At 71.5% G+C, this 25,050-nt stretch carries 21 protein-coding genes; 19 read left to right on the forward strand and 2 right to left on the reverse strand.

What is annotated here, in order from left to right:
* The first annotated feature begins 42 nt into the window (after window positions 1-42).
* Window positions 43-837 (forward strand): carbon-nitrogen hydrolase family protein, encoded by a 795-nt coding sequence (locus ACFPA8_RS16560; protein WP_386449507.1) that lies wholly within the window; start codon window positions 43-45, stop codon window positions 835-837.
* 75 nt (window positions 838-912) lie between these two features.
* On the opposite strand, the gene ACFPA8_RS16565 is transcribed toward ACFPA8_RS16560, so the two are convergent.
* The gene (locus ACFPA8_RS16565; RefSeq protein ID WP_386449033.1) at window positions 913-1,539 is read right to left on the reverse strand and encodes a GntR family transcriptional regulator; all 627 of its coding nucleotides are present in this window, start codon (window positions 1,537-1,539) and stop codon (window positions 913-915) included.
* Window positions 1,540-2,076: 537 nt separating this feature from the next.
* On the opposite strand from ACFPA8_RS16565, the gene ACFPA8_RS16570 reads away from it, so the two are divergent.
* The 4 genes from ACFPA8_RS16570 (at window position 2,077) to ACFPA8_RS16585 (ending at window position 6,313) form a co-directional block, all read left to right on the forward strand.
* Window positions 2,077-3,234: a fibronectin type III domain-containing protein gene (locus ACFPA8_RS16570; protein WP_386449036.1), complete on the forward strand. Its 1,158-nt coding sequence runs from the start codon at window positions 2,077-2,079 to the stop codon at window positions 3,232-3,234.
* A 181-nt stretch (window positions 3,235-3,415) separates the two neighbouring features.
* Entirely contained in the window at window positions 3,416-3,898 is a 483-nt protein-coding gene (locus ACFPA8_RS16575; RefSeq protein ID WP_386449039.1) for a VOC family protein, read from the forward strand.
* A gap of 136 nt (window positions 3,899-4,034) precedes the next feature.
* Complete coding sequence (locus tag ACFPA8_RS16580) at window positions 4,035-5,018, forward strand: cation diffusion facilitator family transporter (RefSeq protein WP_386449509.1); 984 nt, start codon at window positions 4,035-4,037, stop codon at window positions 5,016-5,018.
* A 368-nt stretch (window positions 5,019-5,386) separates the two neighbouring features.
* Complete coding sequence (locus tag ACFPA8_RS16585; protein WP_386449042.1) at window positions 5,387-6,313, forward strand: LysR substrate-binding domain-containing protein; 927 nt, start codon at window positions 5,387-5,389, stop codon at window positions 6,311-6,313.
* Between the two features lie 22 nt (window positions 6,314-6,335).
* Here the strand turns inward: ACFPA8_RS16585 and ACFPA8_RS16590 are convergent, their stop codons facing one another.
* Window positions 6,336-7,583: an AMP-binding protein gene (locus tag ACFPA8_RS16590; RefSeq protein ID WP_386449045.1), complete on the reverse strand. Its 1,248-nt coding sequence runs from the start codon at window positions 7,581-7,583 to the stop codon at window positions 6,336-6,338.
* Window positions 7,584-7,912: 329 nt separating this feature from the next.
* Here ACFPA8_RS16590 and ACFPA8_RS16595 point away from each other — a divergent pair, with 329 nt between their 5' ends.
* The 14 genes from ACFPA8_RS16595 (at window position 7,913) to ACFPA8_RS16660 (ending at window position 25,046) form a co-directional block, all read left to right on the forward strand.
* Window positions 7,913-9,226 carry a phenylacetate--CoA ligase family protein gene (locus tag ACFPA8_RS16595; protein WP_386449048.1) on the forward strand — a complete coding sequence of 438 codons (1,314 nt, stop codon included), beginning with the start codon at window positions 7,913-7,915 and terminating at the stop codon, window positions 9,224-9,226.
* Window positions 9,226-10,962, forward strand: a complete 1,737-nt coding sequence (locus ACFPA8_RS16600; RefSeq protein WP_386449051.1) for a prenyltransferase/squalene oxidase repeat-containing protein — start codon at window positions 9,226-9,228, stop codon at window positions 10,960-10,962. The genes ACFPA8_RS16595 and ACFPA8_RS16600 overlap by 1 nt, the downstream gene beginning before the upstream one ends.
* 13 nt (window positions 10,963-10,975) lie before the next feature.
* The gene (locus ACFPA8_RS16605) at window positions 10,976-11,398 is read left to right on the forward strand and encodes a hypothetical protein (protein ID WP_386449054.1); all 423 of its coding nucleotides are present in this window, start codon (window positions 10,976-10,978) and stop codon (window positions 11,396-11,398) included.
* The gene (locus ACFPA8_RS16610; RefSeq protein WP_386449057.1) at window positions 11,395-11,697 is read left to right on the forward strand and encodes an acyl carrier protein; all 303 of its coding nucleotides are present in this window, start codon (window positions 11,395-11,397) and stop codon (window positions 11,695-11,697) included. The genes ACFPA8_RS16605 and ACFPA8_RS16610 overlap by 4 nt, the downstream gene beginning before the upstream one ends.
* Window positions 11,694-12,782 (forward strand): acyl-CoA synthetase family protein, encoded by a 1,089-nt coding sequence (locus tag ACFPA8_RS16615; RefSeq protein ID WP_386449060.1) that lies wholly within the window; start codon window positions 11,694-11,696, stop codon window positions 12,780-12,782. The genes ACFPA8_RS16610 and ACFPA8_RS16615 overlap by 4 nt, the downstream gene beginning before the upstream one ends.
* Window positions 12,779-14,344, forward strand: a complete 1,566-nt coding sequence (locus tag ACFPA8_RS16620) for an aromatic amino acid lyase (protein WP_386449063.1) — start codon at window positions 12,779-12,781, stop codon at window positions 14,342-14,344. The genes ACFPA8_RS16615 and ACFPA8_RS16620 overlap by 4 nt, the downstream gene beginning before the upstream one ends.
* Entirely contained in the window at window positions 14,332-15,540 is a 1,209-nt protein-coding gene (locus tag ACFPA8_RS16625; protein WP_386449066.1) for a 3-deoxy-7-phosphoheptulonate synthase, read from the forward strand. Before ACFPA8_RS16620 ends, ACFPA8_RS16625 begins: the two co-directional genes overlap by 13 nt.
* A 163-nt stretch (window positions 15,541-15,703) precedes the next feature.
* The gene (locus ACFPA8_RS16630; RefSeq protein WP_386449069.1) at window positions 15,704-16,471 is read left to right on the forward strand and encodes an SDR family NAD(P)-dependent oxidoreductase; all 768 of its coding nucleotides are present in this window, start codon (window positions 15,704-15,706) and stop codon (window positions 16,469-16,471) included.
* A 54-nt stretch (window positions 16,472-16,525) separates the two neighbouring features.
* Complete coding sequence (locus ACFPA8_RS16635; RefSeq protein ID WP_386449072.1) at window positions 16,526-17,968, forward strand: amidase; 1,443 nt, start codon at window positions 16,526-16,528, stop codon at window positions 17,966-17,968.
* 114 nt (window positions 17,969-18,082) lie between these two features.
* Entirely contained in the window at window positions 18,083-19,411 is a 1,329-nt protein-coding gene (locus ACFPA8_RS16640) for an MFS transporter (protein WP_386449074.1), read from the forward strand.
* A 212-nt stretch (window positions 19,412-19,623) separates the two neighbouring features.
* Window positions 19,624-21,255, forward strand: coding sequence for an APC family permease (locus tag ACFPA8_RS16645; protein ID WP_386449077.1), 1,632 nt, complete (start codon window positions 19,624-19,626; stop codon window positions 21,253-21,255).
* Between the two features lie 147 nt (window positions 21,256-21,402).
* Window positions 21,403-22,659: an ATP-grasp domain-containing protein gene (locus ACFPA8_RS16650; protein WP_386449079.1), complete on the forward strand. Its 1,257-nt coding sequence runs from the start codon at window positions 21,403-21,405 to the stop codon at window positions 22,657-22,659.
* Window positions 22,660-22,921: 262 nt separating this feature from the next.
* Window positions 22,922-23,428, forward strand: coding sequence for a hypothetical protein (locus ACFPA8_RS16655; protein ID WP_386449082.1), 507 nt, complete (start codon window positions 22,922-22,924; stop codon window positions 23,426-23,428).
* A 151-nt stretch (window positions 23,429-23,579) separates the two neighbouring features.
* Window positions 23,580-25,046 (forward strand): flotillin family protein, encoded by a 1,467-nt coding sequence (locus ACFPA8_RS16660; RefSeq protein WP_386449085.1) that lies wholly within the window; start codon window positions 23,580-23,582, stop codon window positions 25,044-25,046.
* Window positions 25,047-25,050 lie beyond the last annotated feature (4 nt).

The raw sequence follows: 25,050 nt of genomic DNA on the forward strand, positions 1-25,050 counted from the left end.
GCCGCCCGTACGTACGGGCCGAAAGGAGACGCAGTGACGACGCTGCGCACGGCACTGTGCCAGTTCACAGCAGGCACCGATCCGGAAGAGAACCTGCGCACCATCGACGGCCTGGCCGAACGGGCAGCCGCGGAAGGCGCGCAGCTGGCCGTCTTCCCCGAGGCGTCCATGGTGCGGTTCGGCATCCCCCTCGCCCCGGTGGCGGAGCCGCTGGACGGGCCGTGGGCGGAGGGAGTACGGGACTCGGCGCGACGGCACGGACTGACCGTCGTGGCCGGGATGTTCCGGCCGGCCTCCGACGGGCGGGTCGCCAACACCCTGATCGCGACCGGTCCCGATGTGGACACCGGCTACGACAAGATCCACCTCTACGACGCCTTCGGCTTCTCGGAGTCCAGGACGGTGGCGCCCGGCGCGGAAGTGGTCACCATCGACGTCGCCGGGGTCAGGGTCGGCCTGGCCACCTGCTACGACGTGCGCTTCCCGGAGCTCTTCCGGGCGCACGCCGACAAGGGAGCCGTGCTGTCCGTGCTGCCCGCCTCCTGGGGTGCCGGTCCGGGCAAGCTGGACCACTGGGAACTGCTGTGCAGGGCACGTGCGCTGGACGCCACGGTCTGGCTGGCGGCCGTCGGGCAGGCACCTCCCGGACCGGACGCGGACATCACACAGCCCACGAAGGCGCCCCTGGGGATCGGCCACAGCGTGCTCGTCGGGCCGGACGGCCGGATCCGGGAACGGGCCGGTACGGAGCCGGAGCTGATCGTGGCCGACGTCGACGCCGACGAGGTCGAGCGGGTGCGCCGGGCGGTGGCGGTGCTGGACAACCGGCGCCTGTGACACGGCAGTTGATGACCGCCGCGGTGGAGGCGGCTCCGCCGGAGGAGCCGGTCACGCCGGCTCCTCCGCCGCGGGTCAGCCCTCGGCGAGGATGCGGCGGGTGGCGGCGATGTGCTCGTCGATCGCGGCACAGGCCAGGTCGGCGCGTTCGGCCGCCAACGCCTCCAGGATGCGCCGGTGTTCGACGCAGACCTCCTCCTGGCGTCCGTCGGCCCGGTAGAGCGCGGTGACTCCGGCGCGGACCTGGCGGCTGCGCAGCGCGTCGTACTGCTTGGTCATCAGGCTGTTGCCCGCGGCTGCGACGAGCGTGGCGTGGAAGCGGTGGTCCGCTTCGATGAACTCCTTGGCCTTGCCGTCGCCGCGCAAGGCGGCCTGCTCGTCGAGGATCCGGCCCATCTCGGCGACGGGCGCGGCACCGCGGGCGATGGCACGCTCGGCTGCGTAGCGCTCCAACAGGGCGCGCATCTCCATCAGTTCGGCGATCTCACGGCCGGAGAGCGGTGCGATGTACGCACCGCGCTTGGGCACGAGGCTGACGAGGTCCTCGGCTGCGAGCAGCAGCAGCGCTTCGCGGATGGGCGTACGGGAGATGCCGATGCGGTCGGCGATCATCTGCTCGGAGAGGAACTCGCCCTGCATCCCGGGATCGGTGAGGACGGTGTCCTTGAGGTAGGTGTACGCCTTCTGACGTCCCGACATCACAGTCAGTTCTCCCCACCGACGTCTTCCACGTCAAGGCGCTCTTGCATACAGGCTGTATACACATTACACGCCATCACCACATCCAGAACACCCGGATCCGCCACCCCGCGACCCCCGGACCCGGAACCCGACCCTCCCCGGACCTGACCTGACCTGGACCTGGACCTGGACCTGGACCCGACCCGGACCGGGTTCCTGCCGTTGGGGTGGATGCCGTAGGCACGGTGGCGTGGTGCATCCCCGCCGCGCGGGCCCGCTCCCTATGGTCGCCGCTGACGGGCCGGGCCCGGCCCGGCGGAAGCCCGCCGGACCGGGCCGCAAGGGACGGCCCGTCACGTGAACGGCGCCCCCGGTGCTCCTCGACCTGTCGGTTCTGCGACGCCGGGGGCGTTCGCCGTCTCTGCGGGCCGTACGGCGCGAGCCGGCGGTCCAGAACAGGTGGGTGTGCCAGTGATTCGCTCCTCCGTAGTCCCCCGTTCCCCCTCGCGGCGCGGACGCGGGCCGTCGCCGGTCCGGTCGTCGCGCCGCCTCACCGCGGTGACAGCCCTCGTCGTGCTCTGCCTCGCCTGGCTCGTGTCCGCGGCGGCGGCCGTGCCCGGCTCCGCGCCGAAGACCGGGAACCCGGCACCCCGGCCGGGCAGCGCACCCCTGTACGTGTCCGACTACACGGCCAACGAGATCCTGAAGCGCCCCGCGGACCGCGGTCCGCAGGAGACGGTGCCCACGACCGGGCTGACCCGGCCGACGTACATGGTGCTCGACGCGGCAGGCGATCTGTACATCTCGGACACCGTCAACAGCCGCGTGGTGAAGGTGCCTGCCGACGGCGGCCCGCAGGAGACGGTGACCACCGACGTCCTGCGCCCCCTCGGGCTCGCTCTGGACGCCGCGGGCAACCTCTACGTCGCCGACAGCTTCAACGACCGAGTGGTGAAGGTCCCCGCGGACGGCGGACCCCAGGAGACCGTCCCGACCAGCGGGCTTCTCCACCCGGCGGGGCTGGCGCTCGACAGCGGAGGCCGCCTCTACATCGCCGACTTCGTCAACGACAGGGTGGTGCGGGTACCCGTCGACGGTGGTGCGCAGACGACGGTCCCCACCAGCGGACTCTCCCAGCCGACGGGGCTGGCGCTCCACGAGCCCGCCGAAGGCGAGGGCGACGCCCGCCTGTACATCGCCGACTCGGGCAACGACCGCGTCGTACGGGTGCCCGCGGGCGGCGGTCCCCAGACCACCGTTCGCGCCAGGGGACTGAAGAGTCCGCAGGGCCTGGCCCTGGACCCCGCCGCCAACCTCTACATCGCCGACTTCGGCAACGACCGCGTGGTGAAGGTCCCCGCGCGGGGCGGCCCGCAGCGGACCGTGCCCTTCAGCGGCCTCACCACCCCCGTGGGCGTCGCCCTTCCGCCGGCACCGGTCCCGCCCACCGGCGTGACGGCCGCAGCGGGCAGGGGCAAGGCGACGGTGTCGTTCACACCCAGCGCTTCCGGTTCGGTCACCGAGTACACCGTGACCGCCAGGAACCTCACCCACCCCTCCCACCGCAACCCCTCGGCACAGGGCGCCGGTTCGCCCGTCACCGTGAAGGGGCTGAAGGCGGGGGACAAGTACACGTTCACCGTCACCGCCACCAACGCCGCCGGTGCGACGAGCCTGCGCTCCGACCCGTCGCTCCCTGTGCGGCCGAGGCGATGACCTGACCGGCCCGGCCTCCTGGCCAGGGCCGATCCGATCCCATCCGACCCGATCCCATCCGACCCGATCCCATCCCATCCGACCCGATCCGGCGGCGGCCGGAAGATCTTCACCGAGTGCGATGAATCCCCCGTCCGGGGGCGGTCCGTACATGTGCAGCCACACAGCACGGGAGGTACCGATGCCCCAGCGAGGATTCACCACTTGCCTGTGGTTCGACGGACAGGCAGAAGAGGCGGCGCACTACTACACCTCGATCTTCAAGGACTCCGAGGTCGGGAGGATCGCCCGTTACACGGAGGCCGGTCCCGGACCCGCCGGGACGGTGCTGACGGTCGAGTTCGAGATCAACGGCCAGAAGTTCGTCGGCGTCAACGGCGGCCCGCAGTTCGAGTTCGACGCAGCGATCTCCTTCCAGATCCACTGCGCGGACCAGGACGAGGTCGACCACTACTGGAACAAGCTCACCGAAGGGGCCGGCGAAGAAGGCCACTGCGGCTGGCTCACGGACAAGTACGGCCTGTCCTGGCAGGTCGTCCCGGACGGACTCGTCGACCTGATCACGGACCCGGACCCGGAGAAGGCCAGGCGTGCCAGCGAGGCGGTCTACTCGATGAAGAAGCTCGACATCGAAGCGATCCGCAAGGCACACGCGGGTAGTTGACGGTCCGTACCGGGCGTCCCCTCCGGCCCGCGTCGTGACGCCCGCCGCGGTGCTGCTCCCGCCCCCATGCGGACGTCGGCGCCGCAAGCGGAACGAACCGGACGGGCCTGACTCCCCAACGCCTGGGTAACCGGGGATTCATGGAGATCAGGGTGGGGATCGCGTGAGCCAGGAATCCGCCGACCGCAAGACCCGTACGACGGTCTTCGTGGCGCTGGGCGCGAACGTGTCCATCGTCCTCGCGAAGGTCGTCGGCGGGATCTTCGCCGGTTCGCCTGCGCTGCTGTCGGAGGCGGCGCACTCGGTCGCGGACAGCTTCAACGAGATCTTCCTGCTGGCGGCGCTGCGCCGCAGCCGTAAACCGGCGGACAGGAAGCATCCGTTCGGCTACGGCAAGGAGCGCTTCTTCTGGTCGCTGCTGGCGGCTGTCGGGATCTTCGTCATGGGCGGCTGCTTCTCGTTCTTCCAGGGCTACGAGGCGCTGCGCAGCGGCGCACAGGAGTCCCGCAGCGGCTACGCGGCCGGGCTCGCCGTCCTCGGCGTCGCCCTCGCCGCGGAGGGCGCGTCCCTCGTCAGGGCCCTGCACCAGGCACACAAGGACCCCGACACGGACGGGGTGCGCGACCCCGCGCTGCGCACCGTCGTCGCGGAGGACGGCACCGCGGTGATCGGTGTCCTGCTCGCCATGGCGGGCATGGTGCTGCACATGGTCACCGGGCAGGTGGTCTACGAGGCTGCCGCCTCCTGGGCCATCGGGGCGCTGCTGGTGCTGGTCGCCTTCTGGCTCGGCAAGACCAACCGCGACCAGCTGATCGGCGAGGCGGCCGATCCCGAACTGCGGCGCGGGGTTCAGGGCGTACTGGAGGCGCAGCCGGAGATCGACAACGTCGAGACGCTGCTGACCATGAAGCTCGGCATGGAGTCGACGCTGGTGGCGGCCCGCATCGACCTGGCGCCCGGTCTGGACAGCGAGGAGGTCGAGCTGGTCTCGGAGCGCATCAAGAACTCCGTCATGGAGAAGCTGCCTTCGGCGGATCAGGTCTTCCTCGACATCACCGAGGCGCCGCCGGACAGGACGAGCCTGACGGCTCCGGGGCCCGCGCTGTCGGTCGACGAGTGAGGTACGGACGGTGCCACCGGTCAGTGGGCGGCGCCGCGTCGGTCCGCCCGGCGGGTCGCGCCACGTGAGCCGCGACGCCCGGGGTGCGGACGGTGCGATGACGGAGTACGGGAAGCTACTGCGGGTTCGCCCGGCTCGTCACTCCAGGTCCGAAATGCACCCCGAGTGGAAACCCGGTGCTGATGTATCGTCGCCTGGTGTAGTCGGGGGAACATGGGTACGCTTCTGGCGACCGCGACACCGGACATCGATGCGTAGCGGAACTCGCAGGCAGCGGGATCTGACCGGTCGCTGCCGCCATCCCGTATTTGCAAGCGTTGCTCTGCGTGTCCGAACTCTTTATGCGGGACAACGGGGGTGGCCGCTCAATGGAGATTCGCAGTGCCCGGTACTTCGTGACCGTTGCCGAAGAGCTGCACTTCGGGCGGGCGGCCAAGCGATTACATATCACGCAGCCCGGCCTTTCCCAGGGTGTGAAAGCGCTCGAGAAGACCATCGGCGTGCCGCTCTTCGAGCGGGGCAGGCAGGGAGTGGCGCTCACGCCCGAAGGGGAGGCGCTCCTTCCGGAGTTCCGGGAGTTACTGGCGCGGGCGGACGCCGTCGACGCCTTCGTGAAAATCCTCGTGGAGCAGTTCCACGGAAGTCTCACCGTCGGATATACGAGGTCCGCGGGCCTGGGGCAGGCCTTCGAGTTGATCAGCCGTTTCCGGGCCGCCCATCCCCGCCTGCGGCTCCAGTCCTCGAACGCTTCGAGCAGTGACAATCTGGCGGCCATCCGCGAACGCCGCCTCGACGTCGGGTTCGTGCGGCCCCCGCTGCCGGAGGCGCCGGAAGTGGAATCACTCAGAGTCGGCAGGGAAGCGGTGCTGGTCGGGCTGCCGCAGGGCCACCGGCTCGCACGTCCGGGTGAGGTGCGCAGGCAGGACCTGGTGGGTCTGCCGCTGGTCTACTTCAGCAAGTCCGCCGGTGGCCTGTGGCAGGCGATCCTCTCCGCGGTCTACGAGGACCGCTACTTCCCGGAGATCTGCCGGGAGGAGCCGGACGTGCCGCACATGCTCGCCGCGGTCGCCGAAGGGGCGGGCATCACGCTGGTCACCGAGAGTTCGGTGGCGATGCTCGACGTTCCGGGGGTGGTCCTGCGCAGACTCTCGGGCTCGCCCAGCGTCGGACTCGATCTGGCGTGGCGCCGGGACAACGTGAACACGGCGCTCCATACGTTCGTCGAGTTCGCCCGCTCCGCCGTGGCCGCCGCGGCGGCTTCCGGGCCGAGGCCCGCCCAGCCCCGGATGGGGTAGGGCCGGCCCCGTGCCGCCGCGCTCACTCCAGGGGCGAGTCCTTCACCAGCAGAGGCGTCTTCTGTGAGCGCTCGTTGATGCTGAACCTGCCGGTGACGCGCACCGAGAACGCCTGCGGCGCCTCGGTCTCGACCTCGTAGCCCATCCGGTAGACCTGCGTCAGCACCGTCTCCCCGACCCGCGCCTCCACCTCGGCGGCGGGTGCCCCGTCGCGTACCTTCACGCGCAGCTCCATGCGTTCCGAGGGTGAGCCGTGGTCGAACAGCGCGATCTGTACGCCCGTGACGTCGGGGTCCGTCAGGGCTGCCTCCTCGATCTCCTGCGGGGTGACGAGGATGCTCAGGAACTTCATCTGCGGGTCGTCGCGCCCCAGGACGCGCAGCGCGGCATCCGTACGGCCGCATGAGCAGGCGGTGAACTCGCCCCGGTCGCCTATGCGGTAGCGCAGCACGGGGTTGACGCACTCGGGGTGGAGATTGGTGACGAGTACGAGACCGTCGTCGAGCTCCACGTGCTGGTACGGCACGAGGTGGAAGGTGTCCAGGTCGCAGCCGGGCCCGTTGTGACCGATCACCCAGGTCTCGGTCGAGCCGTAGCAGCCGTACAGCTCCGCGTCGGGAAGGATGCGGCGGGTGGTTTCGAGCGCGGCGGCGCCGAACGGCTCACCGGTCCAGAGCAGTTTGCGGAACCCGGGCGAGATGCCCGCGGCCACGCAGGTCTCCAGCAGGTGCGCGATCTGACTCTGCGTCGCGTTGAGAGCCGTCGCGCCGAGACGGTGCACCATGCCCATCCACTCGGGCAGTTGACGGTCCTCGATCGCGCCCAGCGGTACGGAGACCGCTCCGGAGGAGTGGGCGAGCGCGTTGAAGAACGCGTGGGAGGAGCAGAGCCTCCCGGGGGTGTCGTAGTTGACCAGGACGTCGTCGGAGTCCAGCGGGTCCCAGACCTCCCGGATCTCCCCGATCATCTGTCCGCTCGGCACGAGGCTGAGTTTGGGCGCGGACGTGGTGCCGCCGCTGCCCAGCACCAGCGAGCCGTGACCCCGGGCACGCGCGCGGCGCACGGTGTCGGGCAGCGCCGAACGGAAGTCGTCCTTGGTGAGGACGGGGAGGTCGCCGAGGCGGGGTGCGGGCAGCGACCGGGCCTTCTCGTAGAGCGGGCCGAGCGAGGGCATGTCGTCCATGCGGGCGAGGAGTTCGCGTACACGCCCCGCGTCCAGTGGCTCGCGGCCGCTCGCCGGGGTCGGTTCTTCGGAGGCAGTGAGGGACATGCGGGAGGTCTCCCGTCGCACGTTGCCGCAAGGAGCACGGCAGGAAAGCAGGACTCCCCGAGTGCGCCACGAATCACAAGAGTTGTCCAAGAGAACTTCGCACGCCGTGAATAAGGCCGTCTTATTGCGCCAGTTCGCGGCGGTGCGGGGCCGCAGGACCGTCCGGCTCCATAACGAACGCTTCTGGCGAGGTTCGAGGTTCGTATTGGACGGCCCTCCCGCCGTGCTGCAACATTGCCACCGCTTCCGGCACTTCTGGGCGATGGATGGTTTCGCGGACCGACCAACCGCGAAAGCATCCATCTTTTCTGCGAATTGAGGGGTGGCTCGTGCTCGTCCGGGACCGTGCGGGACTGGAAATGATGCGCTGCGCTCAGGAGGAAGTGCGTTCGCTGCGGGGGAATCCCGTCCCGGACGATTTCCACGGGGGAAAGCTCGCCGCGGTCTGGGCCCGGGCGAGGAAGTCCCCCGCATTCCGCGGACTCCCCGAGTTCTCGTGGGAGAACTTCGAATCCCTTCCCGTCATGACGAAGGAGGGACTCAAGTCGGACCCCTGGCACTATGCGGTGACCGACGTCTCCGGCGCTGCCAAGTACTACGAGACCACCGGGACGACGGGGCGCGTCACCCCCACCCCCCGCCTCGCCGAGGACGTCATCTGGAACACGGTCTCCGTGGCCGAGGCGTGGCGGTCGATCCTGCGTGACGGGGACCGGGTCGCGGTGCTGCTGCCCTCGGACGTCGTACCGGTCGCAGACCTGATCGTCTCGGTCTGCGAGTACCTCGGCCTCCCCCACAGCAGGCTGTATCCGTTCGCCACGGGGATCTCGGACTGGGACCGGCTGCTCGGCTTCTGGGAGAACCTGCGGCCCACCACCCTCTTCGCCTCCCCCGGAGTCGTGCTGCAGCTGACGCGGCTGCTGAAGCAGCGGCAGCTGATGGCTCAGCACAGTTCCGCCGTGCGCGACATCATGCTTCTCGGCGAGGTCAGCACTCCCCCGCTGCGTGCCAGGCTCGGCCAGTGGTGGGACGCCACGGCACACGACGCCAGCTACGGCAGCACCGAGACCGGCACCCTCGCCGCAGCCTGTCCCCGGGGGAGGCTCCACCTGCTCACCGGCACCAACTACTTCGAGCTGGCCACCGATCAGGGCCTGGTGCCCCTGCCCGCTCACGGCAAGGGCCGGCTGGTCGTCACACCGCTCAACCTGTACGCACGGCCGATGCTCCGGCTGGACACCGGCGACGATGTCGAGATCGACACAGGGGGATGCGACTGCCCGGACCGCGCCCCGGTCGTCGTCGTATGCGGCCGCAGCAGCGAGACCATCGAGATCCACGGCGCCCGGCTGACGATCCTCGGGGTGGAGAACGCCGTGTACGGAGCGACGGAGGCCACCGGCTACCTCGTCGAGGTCGACTCCACGGGCCAGTTCGGCCGCCTGCTGCTGGAGCGCGGCATCGGCGCCGACCGGGCCGCCGAGCCCGCCGCGATAGAGGAACTGCAGCGGCTCTCGGAGAACGAACTGGGACTGCACTGGGACGCGGTCGTGTTCGTCAACTCCCTTCCCAGCACCACCAAGAGCGGTGGTTCCCAGAAGAGCTGGAAACGCTCGAACATCCGAGTGGTGGAGCCCGCCTGATGAGCATCCCGGCCCCCGCACAGAACCGCCCCGCCCCCCAGGGGCAGACAGGCACCGGCGAAGCGGACCTGTGGTGCACCTATGCCGCGACGCGCACCCTCGCCTGGCTGGGCCGTACCGGCGAGGCCGTGAACGCCGACGCGACCGCCCGCTACCTGCGCAGCAGACGCAACTCCGACGGCGGCTACGCGTGGTCGGCGGGCATGCCGTCGGACGCGTGGGCCACCTTCTACTGCACCCAGGCACTCGGCGACCTCGGCCTCCCGCTGTCCGGGCCCGAGGCCACCGCCCGGTGGCTGGACGGGACCTGGACGGGGGAGGCGTACGCGATGTCGCCGGGCCAGGCCCCGGACGTGTGGGCGACCCACTTCTCCACCCGCAGCGCCGTCCTCGTCCCGGGCGCACGGATCCCGGAGGGGAAGAAGCTGCTGGACTGGCTCGGCGGCCTGCAGCGACCGGACGGCGGACTGACCTGGAGCCCCGAGTCGAAGACCTCCGACGTACGGGCCTGCCACTACGGCGCCGCCGCCTGGTACGCGCTCGACAGCCTCTCCCCGGTGGACCTTCCGTGGGACGTGCCGGCGCTCGTCCGCTGGCTGGGCGCACAGCAGAACAACGAGGGCGCCTTCCGGTTCGCGCCCGGCGCAGAGGTCCCCTGCATGTGGGCCACGTACCGGGCCACGGCGGCGCTGAAGATCCTCGGGGCCCGGCCGCCCCGCCCTGTGGAGCCGTGGATCCGCGAACGCCGGGGCGGCTCGGGCGCGTTCGTACGGTGGGAGGGCTACGAGGTCGAGGACGTATGGGCGTCGTTCTGTGCGGTGGGCGCGCTGGAGGCGGTCGGTGCGCCGACCGCGGACATCGGTGACGCCGTCGTCGCACGGATCGGCAGGCTCGGCTGCGAGCAGGGCGGATACACCTACCGGGAACCGGAGTCGGCGGCCGACGTGCTGAGCACGGCGGCCGCGGTGCTCGCCGACGAGGAGACCTCCCCCGCCCGACCGGGGCGCACGGCCTGGCTCGAGAGCTGCCAACTCCCCAACGAGGGCGGCCTGATGTACATGCCCGCCCGCGGCAGCGAGATCCGCTGCACCCTGTGGGGGCTGACGGCCGGTGCCTTCGCCGGTGCCGGACACGAGGGCGCACGCCGGCGCGTCGCCGAGTGGCTGCGCACCGTGCAGAACCCCGACGGAGGCTTCGGCTTCTGGGAGGGGCGCGGTTCCGAACTGCTCTCCACGGCCGCCGCCGTCGGTGTCGTACGCCGGCTCGGTGCCACCGTGCCGCAGCTGCTGGACGCGTCCGCGCTGCGCGGGTTCGTGGCACGGTGCGTGCTCACGGACGGGGACGGAGCCGCGGCGATGCCCGGCACGGAGCCCACCCTCCGGCAGGGGCTCCAGGCCCTGCGGATCCGCCACGGCCTCGACGACGCCGATCCGGCTGCCCTCACCTCCCTGCTCGGCAGGCACCGGGTCCGCGGAGGCGGCTGGGCCAACAGCGGGGCCCGGCTGCCCGACCTGCTCTCCACCTACGAGGCGGTGGCGACCGCGGACCTGTACGGACTCGACGTCGACACCGCCCATCTGCGCCGGTTCGTCGAACGCGTCCAGGGCGAGGACGGCACGGCGTGGAGCCCGCTGGCCCCCTCGGGCGGCGGCCCGCTGGCCGACGCGCTCGGCGTGCTCCTGCGGCGCCGCACGGAAGGCGCTCTGCGCACGCTCCCCGACCTCGTCCTCTCCTGACCAGAAGGCCCCCATGCCCACGATCGAAGTCAGCAGCCCCGCGCTCCCCGTTCCCGCGCGCCGCAGTGTGGCGCTCAGGCTCACGCGCTGGTTCACCAGCCGTGGAGTGCCCGCCGGTCACGTGGTGGTCCGCTTCACGACCCCGGACCCCGGGACGGTCTTCAGCGGCGGGATGCCCCTCGAAGCGCTGCCCCACGACGGGGAAGGTCTGCACCACGCCTCGGTGACGGTGTGCGTCGGTCCGGAGCGCGACGAGGAGTTCCGCTCCGGACTCGCCGAGGAGATCGCCTCGGCCCTGGGGCTGACCCCGGGCACTCCCTTCCTCTACATCGAGTTCCGGGAGACCGATCCCGGCCACGTCTATCTGGGTCACCAAGGAAGGCTGCGACGGGCATCCGAAGCTCTCGCCGCCGCTGAGGGAAAGGCACACCGATGAGCAGCCGAACCGTTCCCGCCTTCGACGAGACGCTCTCCCGAGTACGGGAGGTCCTCGGCGAACTCCTCGGCGACGGCGTCAGGTCCGCCGGTCAGGACGAGGAGCTGACCCGGGCGCTCGGCGACCGCTACGACAGTCTCGCCGCGCTCGAGTGCGTCTCCAGGGTGGAGAACGCCTTCGGCATCGAGGTCGACTTCGTCGCGCACGACGTGCGCTACTCCTTCGCGACGCTCGGGCGGATCGCCGAGTTCGTCCAGGGTGAGCTGGAGGACCTGGCCGTACTGGGGAACAGCGGATGAGCACGGGCACGACCTCCCCGCCCCAACCCTGTGACAACGCTGTCCCGTTCGCCACCTCCGGGCACACGGGCGAGCCCGTGCGGTGGTGGCGGACCCGCGAACAGCTGCGTGCGGAAGTGGAGTTGCTCGTCGACACGGTGATCGGTGACGTCGGCCAGGTGGTCGCCCTCGCCCCGCCGGAGCATCTCTTCGGCCGGCTCTTCGGCGTCGAGCTGCCCCGGATGTACGGGATCGAGGTCCACTCGGCCTGGCAGGACCCCGTCGTGCCGCCGGCCTGGCGGCCGGGCGTACCCACGCTGTTCGTCTGCCTGCCGGCGAGCTGGCTTCCGCTGCGCAGCCTCGCCCCGCGCATCGCCGAACTCCCCCGCGCCGTCGCCCTCCACAGCGCCGGGCCCACCACCCCCCACACGCGGCGACTGGTGAAAGCGCTGCGGGACAGTCCGTTCGAGGCCGTGGAGCTGTTCGGGTCGACCGAGACGGGCGCCGTGGCCGCGCGGGAGATCACGCCCGGCGACGCGGAGCAAGGGCCCTGGTCGCTGCTGCCCGACGTGGTCGCCGAAGTGCCCGGGCAGCCCGGCGGGTCCTGCCGGCCGGACGAGCCCTGGGGCCCGGGCGGAGGCGGTGAACACCGGCTCACCGTCCGGTCCGGGAGGATCGCACGCCGCGACGGCGAGGACGCCCCGCCCGCCGTCTGGCAGACGGGCGACCTCGTACGGCCCGCCGGGGAGCGGCGGTTCACCTTCGTGGGCCGTGCCACGCGGCTGGTGAAGGTCAACGGACTCCGCTGCGACCTCGGACTCGTCGAGCAGGCCGTCCGGGCCGCGCTGCCCGGCCTGGACGTGGTGTGCCTGCCGACGCGGGACGCCGTACGCGGGGAACACTACGAGCTGGTCTACGCCGCCTCCGGCAGCCTGGACCCCTCCTCGCTGTGGCCGCGGCTGCGCCGCGCGCTCGGCGACGCCCCCCTGCCCCGGTCGCTGCGCCGCGTACCGCACATCCCGCGCAGCTCCACCGGCAAGCCGCAGCTGCACCTGCTCACCGGCGCGGCCGCTCCTTCCGCCGGGCCGGCAGGTGAGGGGAGTTGACGATCCCGACGGAGATCCACCGCGAACACCCCTGCCCCGTGGAGCAGTTGCTCTCCCGTACCACCCCCGGGAGCAAGCTGCTGCTGACCGGGGACGAGGAGCGGCGCATGCGGGCCGGGGCCTCTGCCCTCGCCCGAATCGCCGCGGAGCGTCCGGTGTACGGACTCACCCGGGGCTTCGGCCCGTTGGCGGAGTACGCAGCGGACGAGGACCCGCGGTCGCAGGGCCTCGCCCTGCTCGACCACCTCACCGCCGGGCAGGGCGAGCCGCTGCCCCGCGACGTCGTACGCACCATGGTCTGGCTCCGGCTGCGGGGCATGGCCAAGGGGCACTCGGCGGTCGGCGCGGGAGTGTGGCGGACGCTCGCCGCTCAGTGGAACAGCGGGCTGACCCCTGTCGTCCCGCAGGAGGGAAGCCTCAGCGCCAGCGGCGACCTGGTGCCCCTCGCACACGCGGCGCAGGCTGCCGCGGGCCGGGGCTGGGTGTGGTGCGAAACCGACGGCGGGAGCCGTCAGGTGCCGGCCGCCGAGGCGTTGGCGGCGGCGGGTCTCGATCCGGTGCGGTGGGACGCCCGCTCGGCGCTCGCCTTCGCCAACGGCTCGGGAGCGTCGCTGGCCCGCGCCATGCACAACCATGTGCGCCTCTCCGCCCTCGCCAGGGCCGTCGCCTCCGCCACCGGCCGGCTGGCCGGCCTGCTCGGCTGCAACACCGAGGCATACGCGGACGCGCTCTCGGCCGTACGGGGGCATCACGGGCAGCGGGTCGCGGCGGCGTGGATACGGGAGGAGCTGCCGGCCGTCGGCAGCGAGGCCGGCACGGGCGGCGGACCGTCCTCCCCGCCGCGCAGACTCCAGGAACCGTACTCCCTGCGGTGCGCGCCGCAGGTGATCGGTGCGGTGCTCGACCAACTCGCCGCGCAGGGCGGCATTCTGGCTGCGGAGGCCGAGGGCTGCACCGACAACCCGGTCCTCGTCGAGGACGACGTCCTGCACGGCGGCAACTTCCATGCCGCCCCCGTGGCCCTCGCCAGTGAGCAGCACGCCCTGTGCGTGCACCAGATCGCCTACCTGGCCGAGCGGCAGCTGGCGCTGGTACTCGACCCTGAGCACAACGGCGGACAGCCGCCGCTGCTGGCCGAACAGCCCGGCCGCCACAGCGGTTTCGCAGGGGTCCAGATCGCGGCCACCTCGCATCTGGGGGCCGTGCGGCAGCGGGGATATCCGGCGTCCTTCACCCCCGTCCCCACGAACCTCGGGAATCAGGACCACGTGCCGATGGCGCTGAACAGCGCGAACACGGTGGCGGAGATGCTGGAGCGGTCCTGGTGGATCGTCTCCTCGCTGTGCCTCGCCGTCACGCGGCTCACTCACCTCACGGGGGCGGCGAAGGGCCGGGGCCTGTGGCGCCGGCTGGCCGAGGAGTGGCCGGAGCTGACGCGCGACCGTCCCCTGGCCGCCGAGGTCGCCGCGGAGGCGGGACGCATCGAGGCCCACTACTCCGGCGCCGCGGAGCGCCGCGGAGCGAACGACGACGAGCAGGAGTACAGCCGGTGCCCAGCCTGACACTCGGAACCGAACGCGCCGCGGCCCAACAGCCGCAGTGGGAGGACGCCGAGGAACTCGCCCTGGCGGTCAAGGAGTTGGCATCCCGGCCGGAGCTGGTGAAGGCGAGCGACTGTCACGCTCTGCGGCGCCGTCTCGAACAGGCCGTCCACGGCGCGGCGTTCGTCGTACAGGGAGGGGACTGCGCCGAGCGCTTCGCGGACTCCTCCCTCCGGCCCGTGCTGGGCAAGGCGGACCAGCTGAGACGGCTCGGTGCTCTCGTGCAGCGGGTATCGGGACGCGAGAGCGTCCTCGTCGGAAGACTCGCGGGGCAGTACGCCAAGCCGAGGTCGAGCCCCACGGAGACCGTCGCGGGGCACGGTGAGCTGCCGGTCTACCGCGGTGACGCGGTGAACGCCCCCGAGCCGCACCCGGAGGCCCGCCGCGCCGACCCCCGCCGCCTCCTGCACGCGTACGACCACGCGCTCGAGGCCCTTCAGGCTCTCCGGCAGCCCGGAGCGGAGGTCCGCACCGGAGCCGGTGACCAGGCGGACGAGGAGAGCGCGGCGGTCTTCACCAGCCACGAGGCGCTGCTGATGGACTTCGAGCGGCCGCTGGTACGGGAGGACCGGAACGCGGGGGGCTCCTACGGTTCGTCCGCCCACATGCTGTGGATAGGCGAGCGGACCCGTCAGCTCGACGGTGCGCACGTCCACTTCGCCGAGCAGCTGAACAACCCCGTGGGGATCAAGCTGGGGCCGTCGGCCGACCCCGCCGAGGTGCGTGAACTGTGCGAACGGCTCGCGAAGGGCAGACCCGCCGGGCGTCTGACGCTCATCAGCCGGATGGGACGCGCGGCGGTGACGGAGCGGCTGCCCCGGCTCGTGGAGGCGGCCGGCCCGTACTCCGGCAGGGTGGTCTGGCTGTGCGACCCGATGCACGGAAACACCGTTCCGCACGTCTCGGGGCTCAAGAGCAGGGTGCTGGCCGACATGTCCGAGGAGATCCGGGGTTTCTTCGCCGTACTGCGCACGCACGGAGCGCACCCGGGGGGCCTGCACCTGGAGTTGACGCCCGACACCGTCACCGAGTGCGTAAACGAACGCGTCCAGCTCGACGAGCCGGACTCCCTTCCCCGGTACGAATCGGCCTGCGACCCGCGTCTGAACGCCGAGCAGGCCGAGGAGTTGGTGACTGTGGCGGCGGAACTGCTGTGACCGCCGCCCCCGTTCGGCGGGTCCCTGCCGGAACGGGGAGGTGCTGCCCGCGGCCGGCGCCTGCTACGAGTACGTGGAAGGACGGTTCCGTTCCACAGGCACCCGGAGGGCGGGACCGGAACCGGACAGCCCGATCGAGAGCAAGAGCAAGAGGAGACGTGAGATGGCACGAGTCGTGATCGTCAGCGGTGGAGGCACGGGGATCGGTCGCGCCGTGGCCCGCCGGTTCGCAGCCGAGGGCGACAAGGTGCTGCTCGTCGGGCGGCGTGCGGAGGTACTGCAACAGGCCGCCGCAGCGCTCTCCGCCGACGACACCGTCGAGGGGGAGATCCAGACCCTGGCCGCCGACCTCGGCGTGGCAGAGGAGGCCGGACGTGTGCGTGCGGAGGTAGAGCGCCGCTACGGACGGGTCGACGTGCTGGTGAACAACGCCGGCGGCAACGTGGAGATCGGCGCACCCGACGACGTACCCGGCGGACTGGAGGGAGTCGCCTGGAGCTGGACCGGAAACTTCCGGTCGAACGTGCTCACCGCCGTGCTGCTCACCGAGGCGCTCCGGGAGCAGCTCCAGGCTTCCGGTCGGAGGGTGGTGCTGCTCTCGTCGATCGCCGCGTACCGCGGGTCGGGCACGGGTTCCTACGCGGCGGCCAAAGCCGCTCTGCACCCCTACGCCTACGACCTGGCCGGCCAGTTGGGCAGCCACGGAGCGACCGTGAACGTGGTGGCGCCGGGCTACATCGAGGACACCGAGTTCTTCCGCGACCGGATGACTGAGGAGCGGCGCAAGGTGCTCATCGCCCAGACCGACACCGGCCGCGCGGGCACTCCGGACGACGTGGCCGACACCGTGCACTGGCTCTCCTCGCCCGGTGCCGGACATGTGACGGGACAGATCGTGCAGGTCAACGGCGGCGCCCGGTACGGCGCCTGACCGCAGTGGCACAGGCGTGCGGCGGGCCGCACGCCAGGAGGGAGACGCAGAGTCATGCCGGAGCAGGGCCAAGTGGCCGTCGCGGACGCCCACACCGCAGGAGGGACGATGCGAGCGCCTGAGAGTGCCGTGGCGGAGTTCGTCGACCGTAACCGCACCCATCCGGCAGGCACCCCGGTGCCGGAAGTGCCCGGGGTACTGGCCCTTCCGCTCGCCGAACGGGACGAACTGGTGCGGAAGGGCGAGCTGTCCGCGGACGAATTACGGGACACCGCCCTGCGGTGGGAGCGCGTCGCCGACCAGCGCTACCGGGCCTGCGCCGAACTGCGCGGCCCGGCAGCCGGCAGCAGAGACGCGGCCGGCCGGGGCGCGTTGCGCGTCGGCGTCAAGGACACCGTCGACGTACGGGGCTTCGCGACCCGGCTGGGACTGCGCCACTACCGGCACCACCCCCGGGAGTCGGCGGCGGTGGTCGCCTCGCTGCGTCATGCCGAGGTGAACGCCAAGGTGGTCACCACCGAGCTCAACATCGGCGTGGGCTCCGGATGCGTCAACCCGTACTTCCCGCAGTTCGATCCGGCCGGCTCCAGCACCGGGTCGGCCGTCGCCGTGGCGGCGAACATCTGCGACATCGGCCTGGGCACCGACGTGCTCGGCTCGGTGCGCTGGCCCGCGGGACGGTGCGGGGTGGTGGGCCTGCGCACCACGCACGACCCCCGCAGGCTGGCCGGGATCTTCCCGCTGAGCCCTTCCATGGACGCACCAGGGTGGGTCGCACGTACTGCCGACGACCTCGCCTTCGCCTGGCGGCACCTGGGGCTCGGTGACGAGCCGTCCGCGGGCCGGGACTCCGTGCGCGTGGGAGTACCCGAGGAGCTGTACCGGCCGGGCGTCATCGACGCGGAGATCGCCGAGGCACTCGACACGACGGGCGCGGCCCTCACCGGCACCGGGCATCAGGTGGTCTCCCGCGCCCTCGGCGAACTGTGGGACTGCCGTGCCGCGGCATGGGAGTTGTGCGCCCGTGACGCCTGGGACGCCCATCAGGTGTGGCGGGACGAGCTGGTCGACGAACTGAAGCCTTCGACACGGACCGCCCTGGAGACGGGCGCCGCAGTGAGCGACGAACGCCAGGCGGAGATCCGTGCCCGCATGGCGGGGCTGCGCGCGAACGTGGAGGCGTTCTTCACCGGGCGGTCCGTCGACGTGTGGCTGATGCCGCTGGACCCGGGGGTGCCACGCCCCAGGGGGACCGTCGTCGCCTCCTCCACGATTCCCGACGCCGACGATCCCGCCTACGAGCGTGAGGTGGGATTCACCCCGGTCGCCAGCTTCGCCGGGCTGCCCGCCGTCACACTGCCTGTCGGCCGCGGCGCGGAGCACGGTGCGCCGCTCGCCGTGCAGTTGATCGGACGGCCGGGGCACGACTTCGCGTTGATCCGTCTCGCACAGCAGCTCACCTCGGCGCTGGAGCCGATGGCTCTGCGTCCGAGCTGAGCCGCCGGCGGGGAGGCGCCGAGCCGGAGCAGAGCCGAGTCGGAGCAGCGGGAACCAGGGGCGGGCAGCTGCCGGCCCACCGATGTCAGACGAACCGGAACCGATGGGAAGAAGATGACCACTGCGGCGCCACACGCCACACCGCCAGGCTCCCAGGGCCCGCCCCGGCGCAGCTTCCTGCTGATCTACCTCGCCGTCTTCGGGGGCTACACGGGGCAGCAGATCCTCACGCCGGTCCTTCCGCCGCTGGCCCGTGAACTCTCCCTGAGCGAGTTCCAGTTCGGGGTGGTGATGAGTGCTTCCGCGGCGACGGTCGCACTCGTCAGCCCGTGGTGGGGGAGGCGGAGCGACACGCACGGGCGCAAGCCCCTGCTCGTCGTCTCGTTGTTCGGTGCGGCGGCCGGGCTCCTCGCGTTCGCCCTGTCGGCCCACTTCGGCCTCCGCGGCCTGATCGGCACGGCGCTCACCTTCGCCCTGCTGCTGTTCACGCGGGGCATCCTCTTCGGCAGTGCGCTCGCTGCTCTGCCGGTGGCGGCGCAGTCCTACGTCGCGGACGTCACCCCGGAGGAACAGACGCGCGTCAAGGGCATGGCCCGGGTGGGGGCGGCGATCGGCCTGGCACTGGTCCTCGGGCCCGGACTGGGCGGTCTGCTGGCCGACTTCGGCCTGGTCGCAGCCCTCTACCTGGCACCGGTGCTGATCTTGATGCCGGCCTTCGCGGTCTGGGCCGGGCTGCCCAGGGACTCGCGCGCCGGGGGCGGCAGGAGCAAGGCACCCAGGCTCAGCCCCCTGGACGGACGGGTGTGGCCGTTCCTGCTGGCAGGTGTCGGGATCTACCTCTCCGTCAGCATGCTGCAGATGAGCGTCGGATTCCTCCTCCAGGACCGGCTGGGCCTGACCACGAGGGAGACGGCGGAGTTCTCCGGGTACGTGCTGCTGGCCGGCGGGCTGCCCATGCTCCTGGTGCAGGGCGTCCTCATCCCGTTCCTCAAGTGGCGTCCGCTGCGGCTGCTGCGCGTGGGCGTGCCGCTGACGGGCATCGCGTTCGTGCTGATGGTCTTCGCCGACAGCCTGCCCCTCTTCTTCGCCGCCACCACGCTCTCCGGCGTGGGCCACAGCCTCGCCATCCCCGGTTACAACTCGATCCTGAGCCTCAAGGTCGGCGCGGACGAACAGGGAGGCGTCGCCGGGCTGATCAACTCCACCAACGGATTCACCCTCGTCCTCGGGCCGCTCGCCGCCACCGCCCTCTACCAGACGGGGGTGTCCCTGCCGTTCGTGTGCGGAGCGGCCGTGCTCGGTCTGCTCGCCGCTTTCCTGCTGCTGCACCCCAAGGTCCGCGACAGCCCCGGCCCCGGCGGAGAGTCACCGGATTCCGGCCCGGACGGCGCCGACGGCACCGGCCCGGACTCCGTGGAGGAGGGGCGGAAAGAAGCGCGCTGAGGCCACGCCCGGCACTTGCCGAGTGCCGGCATCGGCACAGCAGCACCACAGAGCAGCAGCACCGCAGAGCACAACAGAGCAGCAGCACCACCACCGTCCGCGCTGTGTCCGCAGCGTTCCAGCCGTGTCCGACGGCCGTCCGCGGAGCGGGAGACGGGCCCTCGGAGGAGAGCCCGCTGCTTCGCCCTGCCATCACCCATAGGGGGAGACGTATGTCCGCACCACCGTTGGAGCACCGCCCGTCCGCCGACCTCCCGGGGCGCGGCGACGACGCGAGGTTACGCCGGGACCTGGGGTTCTGGAGCCTCACCGGAGTCGCCTTCGGCGGCATGATCGGTTCAGGCTGGCTGTTCGGCGCGTACTACGCCGCCAAAGGCGCGGGCCCGGCCGCGCTGTTCTCCTGGCCGCTCGCCGGCGGCGCACTGATCCTGGTGGGCATGGTGCTCGTGCAGCTGGGCGCCACCAGGCCACGGGCCGGCGGCATGGTGCGCTGGCCCATGCAGGCCGGCGGTCCGCTCGTGGGAGCGGTGATCAGCTGGGGGGTGCTGCTGGCCGTCGCCAGCGCCCTGGCGGCCGAGTCGTCGGCGATCGTCCAGTATGCCGAGCGCTACATACCCGGCCTGTACGCGGACGACAGGCTGACGACGAAGGGCACTCTCGCCGCCGTCGGGCTGCTGGGAGCGCTGGTCCTGCTCAACTGGTTCGGGGTCGCCCTCTTCGCCAGGGTCAACATGCTGGTGACGGTGGTGAAGACGGCCGTGCCGCTCCTCACCATCGTCGCCCTGTTCCTCTCCGGTTTCCACACCGGCAACATCGAAGCGGGCGGCGGCTGGGCCCCGTACGGATGGTCGGCGATGCTCAGCGTCGTCGCCACGGCGGGGATCATCTACGCGATGAACGGCTTCGGCGCCGCCGTCGAGCTCTCCGGCGAGGCGCGGAACCCGCGCCGCGACCTGCCGCGCGCGGTCATCATGTCGATCAGCCTCGTCGTCGTGCTCTACATGCTGCTGCAACTGGTCTTCCTGCTCACCGTGCCGGAGGGCCGGCTGGGCGGGGGATGGCACGGTGTGGACTTCGCCTCCCCGTACGGCGAACTCGCGCTGACTCTCAACCTGGGCTGGCTGGCGACGGTCATCTACGCGGACGCCGTGGTCTCCCCGGCGGGCGCGGTGTCGGTGTTCGTCGCCTCGGGGGCACGGGAGACGTACGCGGCCGCCCGCAACGGGGTGCTGCCCGCTTCCATCGGCGTCGTCCACGGCCGTTCCGGGGTGCCCCGGCGGGCGATGCTGGGCAACTTCTTCCTCAGCGTGCTGTTCCTGCTGCCCTTCGGGGGCTGGCAGGACATCATCGCGGTCGTCGGCGTGCTGTCCCTGCTCAGCTACTCCGCCTGCGCCGTCGCCGCGGGGACCTTTTACGTCAGCGACGGCGACAGCGCGGAGTGGACGCTCCCGGGCCTGCGGTGGATAGCTCCCGCGGGATTCGTGGTCTCGACCGAACTGATCCACTGGGCCGGCTGGGACCATCTCAGCATCGCCCTGCCCATGGCGGCGTCCGGCATGCTGATCTTCGTCGTACGCCGCCGCTCCCGCAGCGGTCTGACTCGTGAACTCGCCCTGGGCATGTGGTTGTTGGGGTACATGGCCATGCTGTTCCTGGTGTCCTGGGCGGGCAGTTTCGGCGGCGAGGAACTGCTCGCGGCACCCTTCGACTCCCTCGTCGCCGCCGCCGCTGCGCTGGCCGTCTACCACTGGGGCGTGCGCTCCGGGGTCGGTCACCAGAGCCGGCTGAAGGGACGTCAGGCCGGCGAGGAGGAGTCCGGGCCCGCCGCAGAGCCCGTTCCGTGACGGGCACGACGCCGGACCCGGTCCGAACGGCCGGCCGCCCCGCGGGAACTGGTCCGCCGGCCGGTCCGCAGAGCGTTCAGATCAGCAAGCCGTCCCGGCCGGCCCCGTGCGAGGGGGCCGGCCGCAGGAGAGCGAGGGAGAGCAACGATGTCCGAGGAACCCCAGCAGAGTTACGTCGCGATCGTCGACACGTACCACCCGACCCGGCGCCTGATCCCGGAGTTCCGCAAGGCGGGCCACGCCTGCGTGCGCGTCCAGAGCGGCCCCGAGGTTCCCGAGGCGTTCCGCAGCGCGCTCGATCTGAGCGACTACGAGGACAACATCGTCCACGAGGGAGATCTGGAGGAGACGATTCGGGCACTGTCGGCGTACCGCCCGGTCGCCGTGGTCCCCGGCGGCGAACACGGCGTGGAGTTCGCCGACCGGCTCAGCGAGCGGATGGGCCTTGCCTCCAACGGCACCGCACTCAGCGCCGCCCGCCGCGACAAGTACACGATGATCGAGACGATCAGGGCTGCGGGAGTTCCCGGTGCCGCCCAACTCCTCGTCGAGGACGAGGAGTCCCTGCGGGAATGGCACATCGCGCTCGGCGGCCGGGCAGTGGTCAAACCGCTCAGCAGCGGCGGCGGGGACGGGGTGTTCTTCTGCGACACCCCGGAGCAGTCCGTGGCGGCCTACCGGTCGTTGCTCGGCGCCGCGCACATCTACGGGGGCCACAACGAGGGTGTCGTCGCACAGGAGTACCTCCGCGGCGGCGAGTACATGGTCGACACCGTCAGCCGGGACGGAGAACACCGGGTCTGCGACATCTGGAAGACGTCCCGGCTCTCGGCGAACGGCGTTCTCGACCTGTGCGACGCGATCCATGTGGTGCACCGTCACTCGGCGAAGGGGCGGGTGCTCGCCGAGTACGCGGAGTCGGTGCTGGACGCGCTCGGAATCCGCCACGGACCCGGGCACCTGGAGATCAAACTGACTCCCGGCGGGCCGCGTCTGATCGAGATGGGCGCGCGCATCGCGGGCGGCGAGATCCCGTACTACGCGGAACTCGCCCTCGGTGAGAGCCAGTTGGGCTGGACGGCGAAGGCCTACTGCGACCCGGAGGGTTTCCTCGCCGAGTACCGGCGGGACTACAGCGTCCAGCACTACTTCGCCTCGATCGCGATGATCTCCCCGGTGGAGGGGACCCTGCGGGGCTACAGGCACCTGGAGACGCTGGAGAACCTGGAGAGCCTCCACGAGATCCGGACCCTGGTGCCCCCGGGCTCGACGATCCGGCGCACCGTCAACGACCTGACGTATCCGCTGATCGTCAACCTCCGTCACGAGGTGGAGGAGACGGTCCTGCGGGACGCCGGTACCGTGCGCTACCTCGACGGGGAAGGCTTCTACGAACTCGCCTGAGCACACGGGGAGTTCGGAATGACGAAGGTGGGCCCGGCAGGGTGGCGGGTGCTGCTGCCGGGCGTCGCCGGACCGGCGTCGTCCCGGCGGCGTGCGCGCGGCGCCCGCGCCGCCGCCGGGGAACCCCGTGTTCAGGGGCGGACGTGCACGTCGGCATCAAGCCGCCGTCCAACATTGCCGGAACCAGGCAATGCGGCGGTCTCCCCTCCCGTGGAAAGGTGGCGCTGGCCAGGGAGATCAATGCGCAAGGGGGGTGTCGGCGGTGTTCTTCTTTCTCGCTCTCGGCATCGCGGGTGTTCTCGTCCTCGCCCTGTCGCTGGTCTTCGACGGGGTTCTGGAGGGGCTGTTCGACTCGGGCGCGGCGGCGGCGGACGGACTTCTGTCGCTGCCCGTGGTCGCGGGCTTCGTCTCGATGCTCGGCTTCGGCGGGGCACTGGTGCTGGGCACCACGGGACTCGGAGCGGGCGCTGCGAGCGCCGTGGGTGTGTGCGCCGGCGGCGTGGCCGGATGGGGCACCTGGCGGTTCAGCACGGCGCTGATGAGCGACCGGTCCGCGGCGGCGCCGCGCGGTGAGGACATGGTGGGCGTCACGGGTTCCGTGGTCACGCCGGTCCCCGCCGACGGCTACGGCGAGGTGCTGCTGTCCGTGGCGGGTCAGCCGGTGAAGCTCTCGGCGCGCAGCACCACGCCCTTGGGGCGCGACACCGAGGTCTGGGTCGACGCCGCGTTGTCGCCGACCTCCGTCTCCGTACGGCCGGTCAAGCGCTGACGGGACGGTACGCATCCGGTCCGTGGCCCGGGCCGGCGGAGCGTGCCGGCTTCCGGGCCGGGCCTGCCGTCCTGGTGGGCCCCCGTGGGGCCCCGTCGTACTCGGAACAATCGACTGCCGTCCCGGCACGGACGGCTGAGGGGGACACATCATGAGTCCAGTCGTGATCGCAGTGGCGGGAGTCGTCGTACTCCTGGTGCTTCTCGCGCTCGCCGTCGTCACGCGTTACAAAGTCGCAGGCCCGAGCGAGGCGTTCATCGTCACCGGGCGGCGCGGCAAGAAGTCCACCGACCCGGACACGGGCCGCGTCTTCACCGACAACAGCGGCCAGAAGGTCGTCGTCGGCGGCGGTGTCTTCGTGGTGCCGTTCGTGCAGCAGAAGTACACGCTGGAACTGTCCAGCAGGCACATCCCGGTCGCCGTGCGCGGCGCGGTGACGCTGCGGGGTGTGAAGGTCAACCTCGACGGCGTCGCCATCGTCAAGGTGGGCGGCAACGAGGACTCGATCCGCGCCGCCGCACAGCGTTTCCTCCAGCAGCAGAGCGGGATCGTGGGGTTCACGCAGGAAGTGCTCTCCGGCGCCCTCCGGTCGATCGTCGGACGGATGTCCGTGGAGGACATCATCCGGGACCGTGCCGCGTTCGCGGGGCAGGTGGCCGAGGAGGCGGAGGCGAGCCTGTCCGGGCAGGGGCTCGTGCTGGACGCCTTCCAGATCCAGGACATCACCTCGGAGGGCTCCTACCTGGAGGACCTCGGACGTCCCGAGGCGGCCCGCGCCAAGCAGGAGGCCGACATCGCCGAGGCGGAGGCCCGTCGTAGCGCGGAGCAGGCGCGGCTCCGGGCCGAGGAGGAGATCGCCGTCGCGCAGCGGACGTTCCAGCTGAAGCAGGCCGAGATCACGGCCGAGACCGACGAGGCGTCCGCTCGTGCCGCTGCCGCGGGCCCCCTCGCCGAGGCGGCGCGCCGCCAGGAGGTGCTCGCCGAGCAGGAGAAGGTCGCCCAGCGCCAAGCGGCCCTGACGGACCGCGAGTTGGACACGAAGGTGCGTAAGCCCGCCGACGCGGCCCGGTACCAGGCCGAGCAGGAGGCCGAGGCGCGCCGTATCTCGCAGGTCAAGGAGGCCGAGGCGGAGGCGGAGCGGGCCCGGGTGACCGGTGAGGGCATGAAGGCCCGGCGGGCCGCGCTCGCCGAGGCCGTCCGTATCGAGGGCGAGTCGGAGGCCGCGGCGATCGGCGCCAAGGGGCGGGCCGAGGCGGAGGCCATGCAGAAGAAGGCCGACGCCTTCGCCCAGTACGGCGACGCGGCTGTGCTCCAGATGCTGGTCGAGGTGCTGCCGCAGGTCGTCGGCAAGGCGTCCGAACCGCTGAGCGCCGTGGACAAGTTGACGGTGATCTCCACCGACGGGGCCAGCCGGCTCTCCCGCACCGTCGCGGACAACGTCGCCCAGGGCGTCGAGTTGCTCAACTCCACCACGGGTGTGGACCTTGCCGGGCTGCTGAAGGGCATGGCGCCCAAGCCGGCCCCGGCCGGGGACTCGGCAGGGGCGGGGAACGGCGCCGTCCCGGCACCGGAGAAGGCCGTGGCGTCCACCGACGGCAGGATCGCCGTCGGCGACTGACGAA

Origin of the sequence: Streptomyces ovatisporus, from assembly GCF_042653885.1 — a bacterium.
GTDB lineage: Bacteria > Actinomycetota > Actinomycetes > Streptomycetales > Streptomycetaceae > Streptomyces > Streptomyces ovatisporus.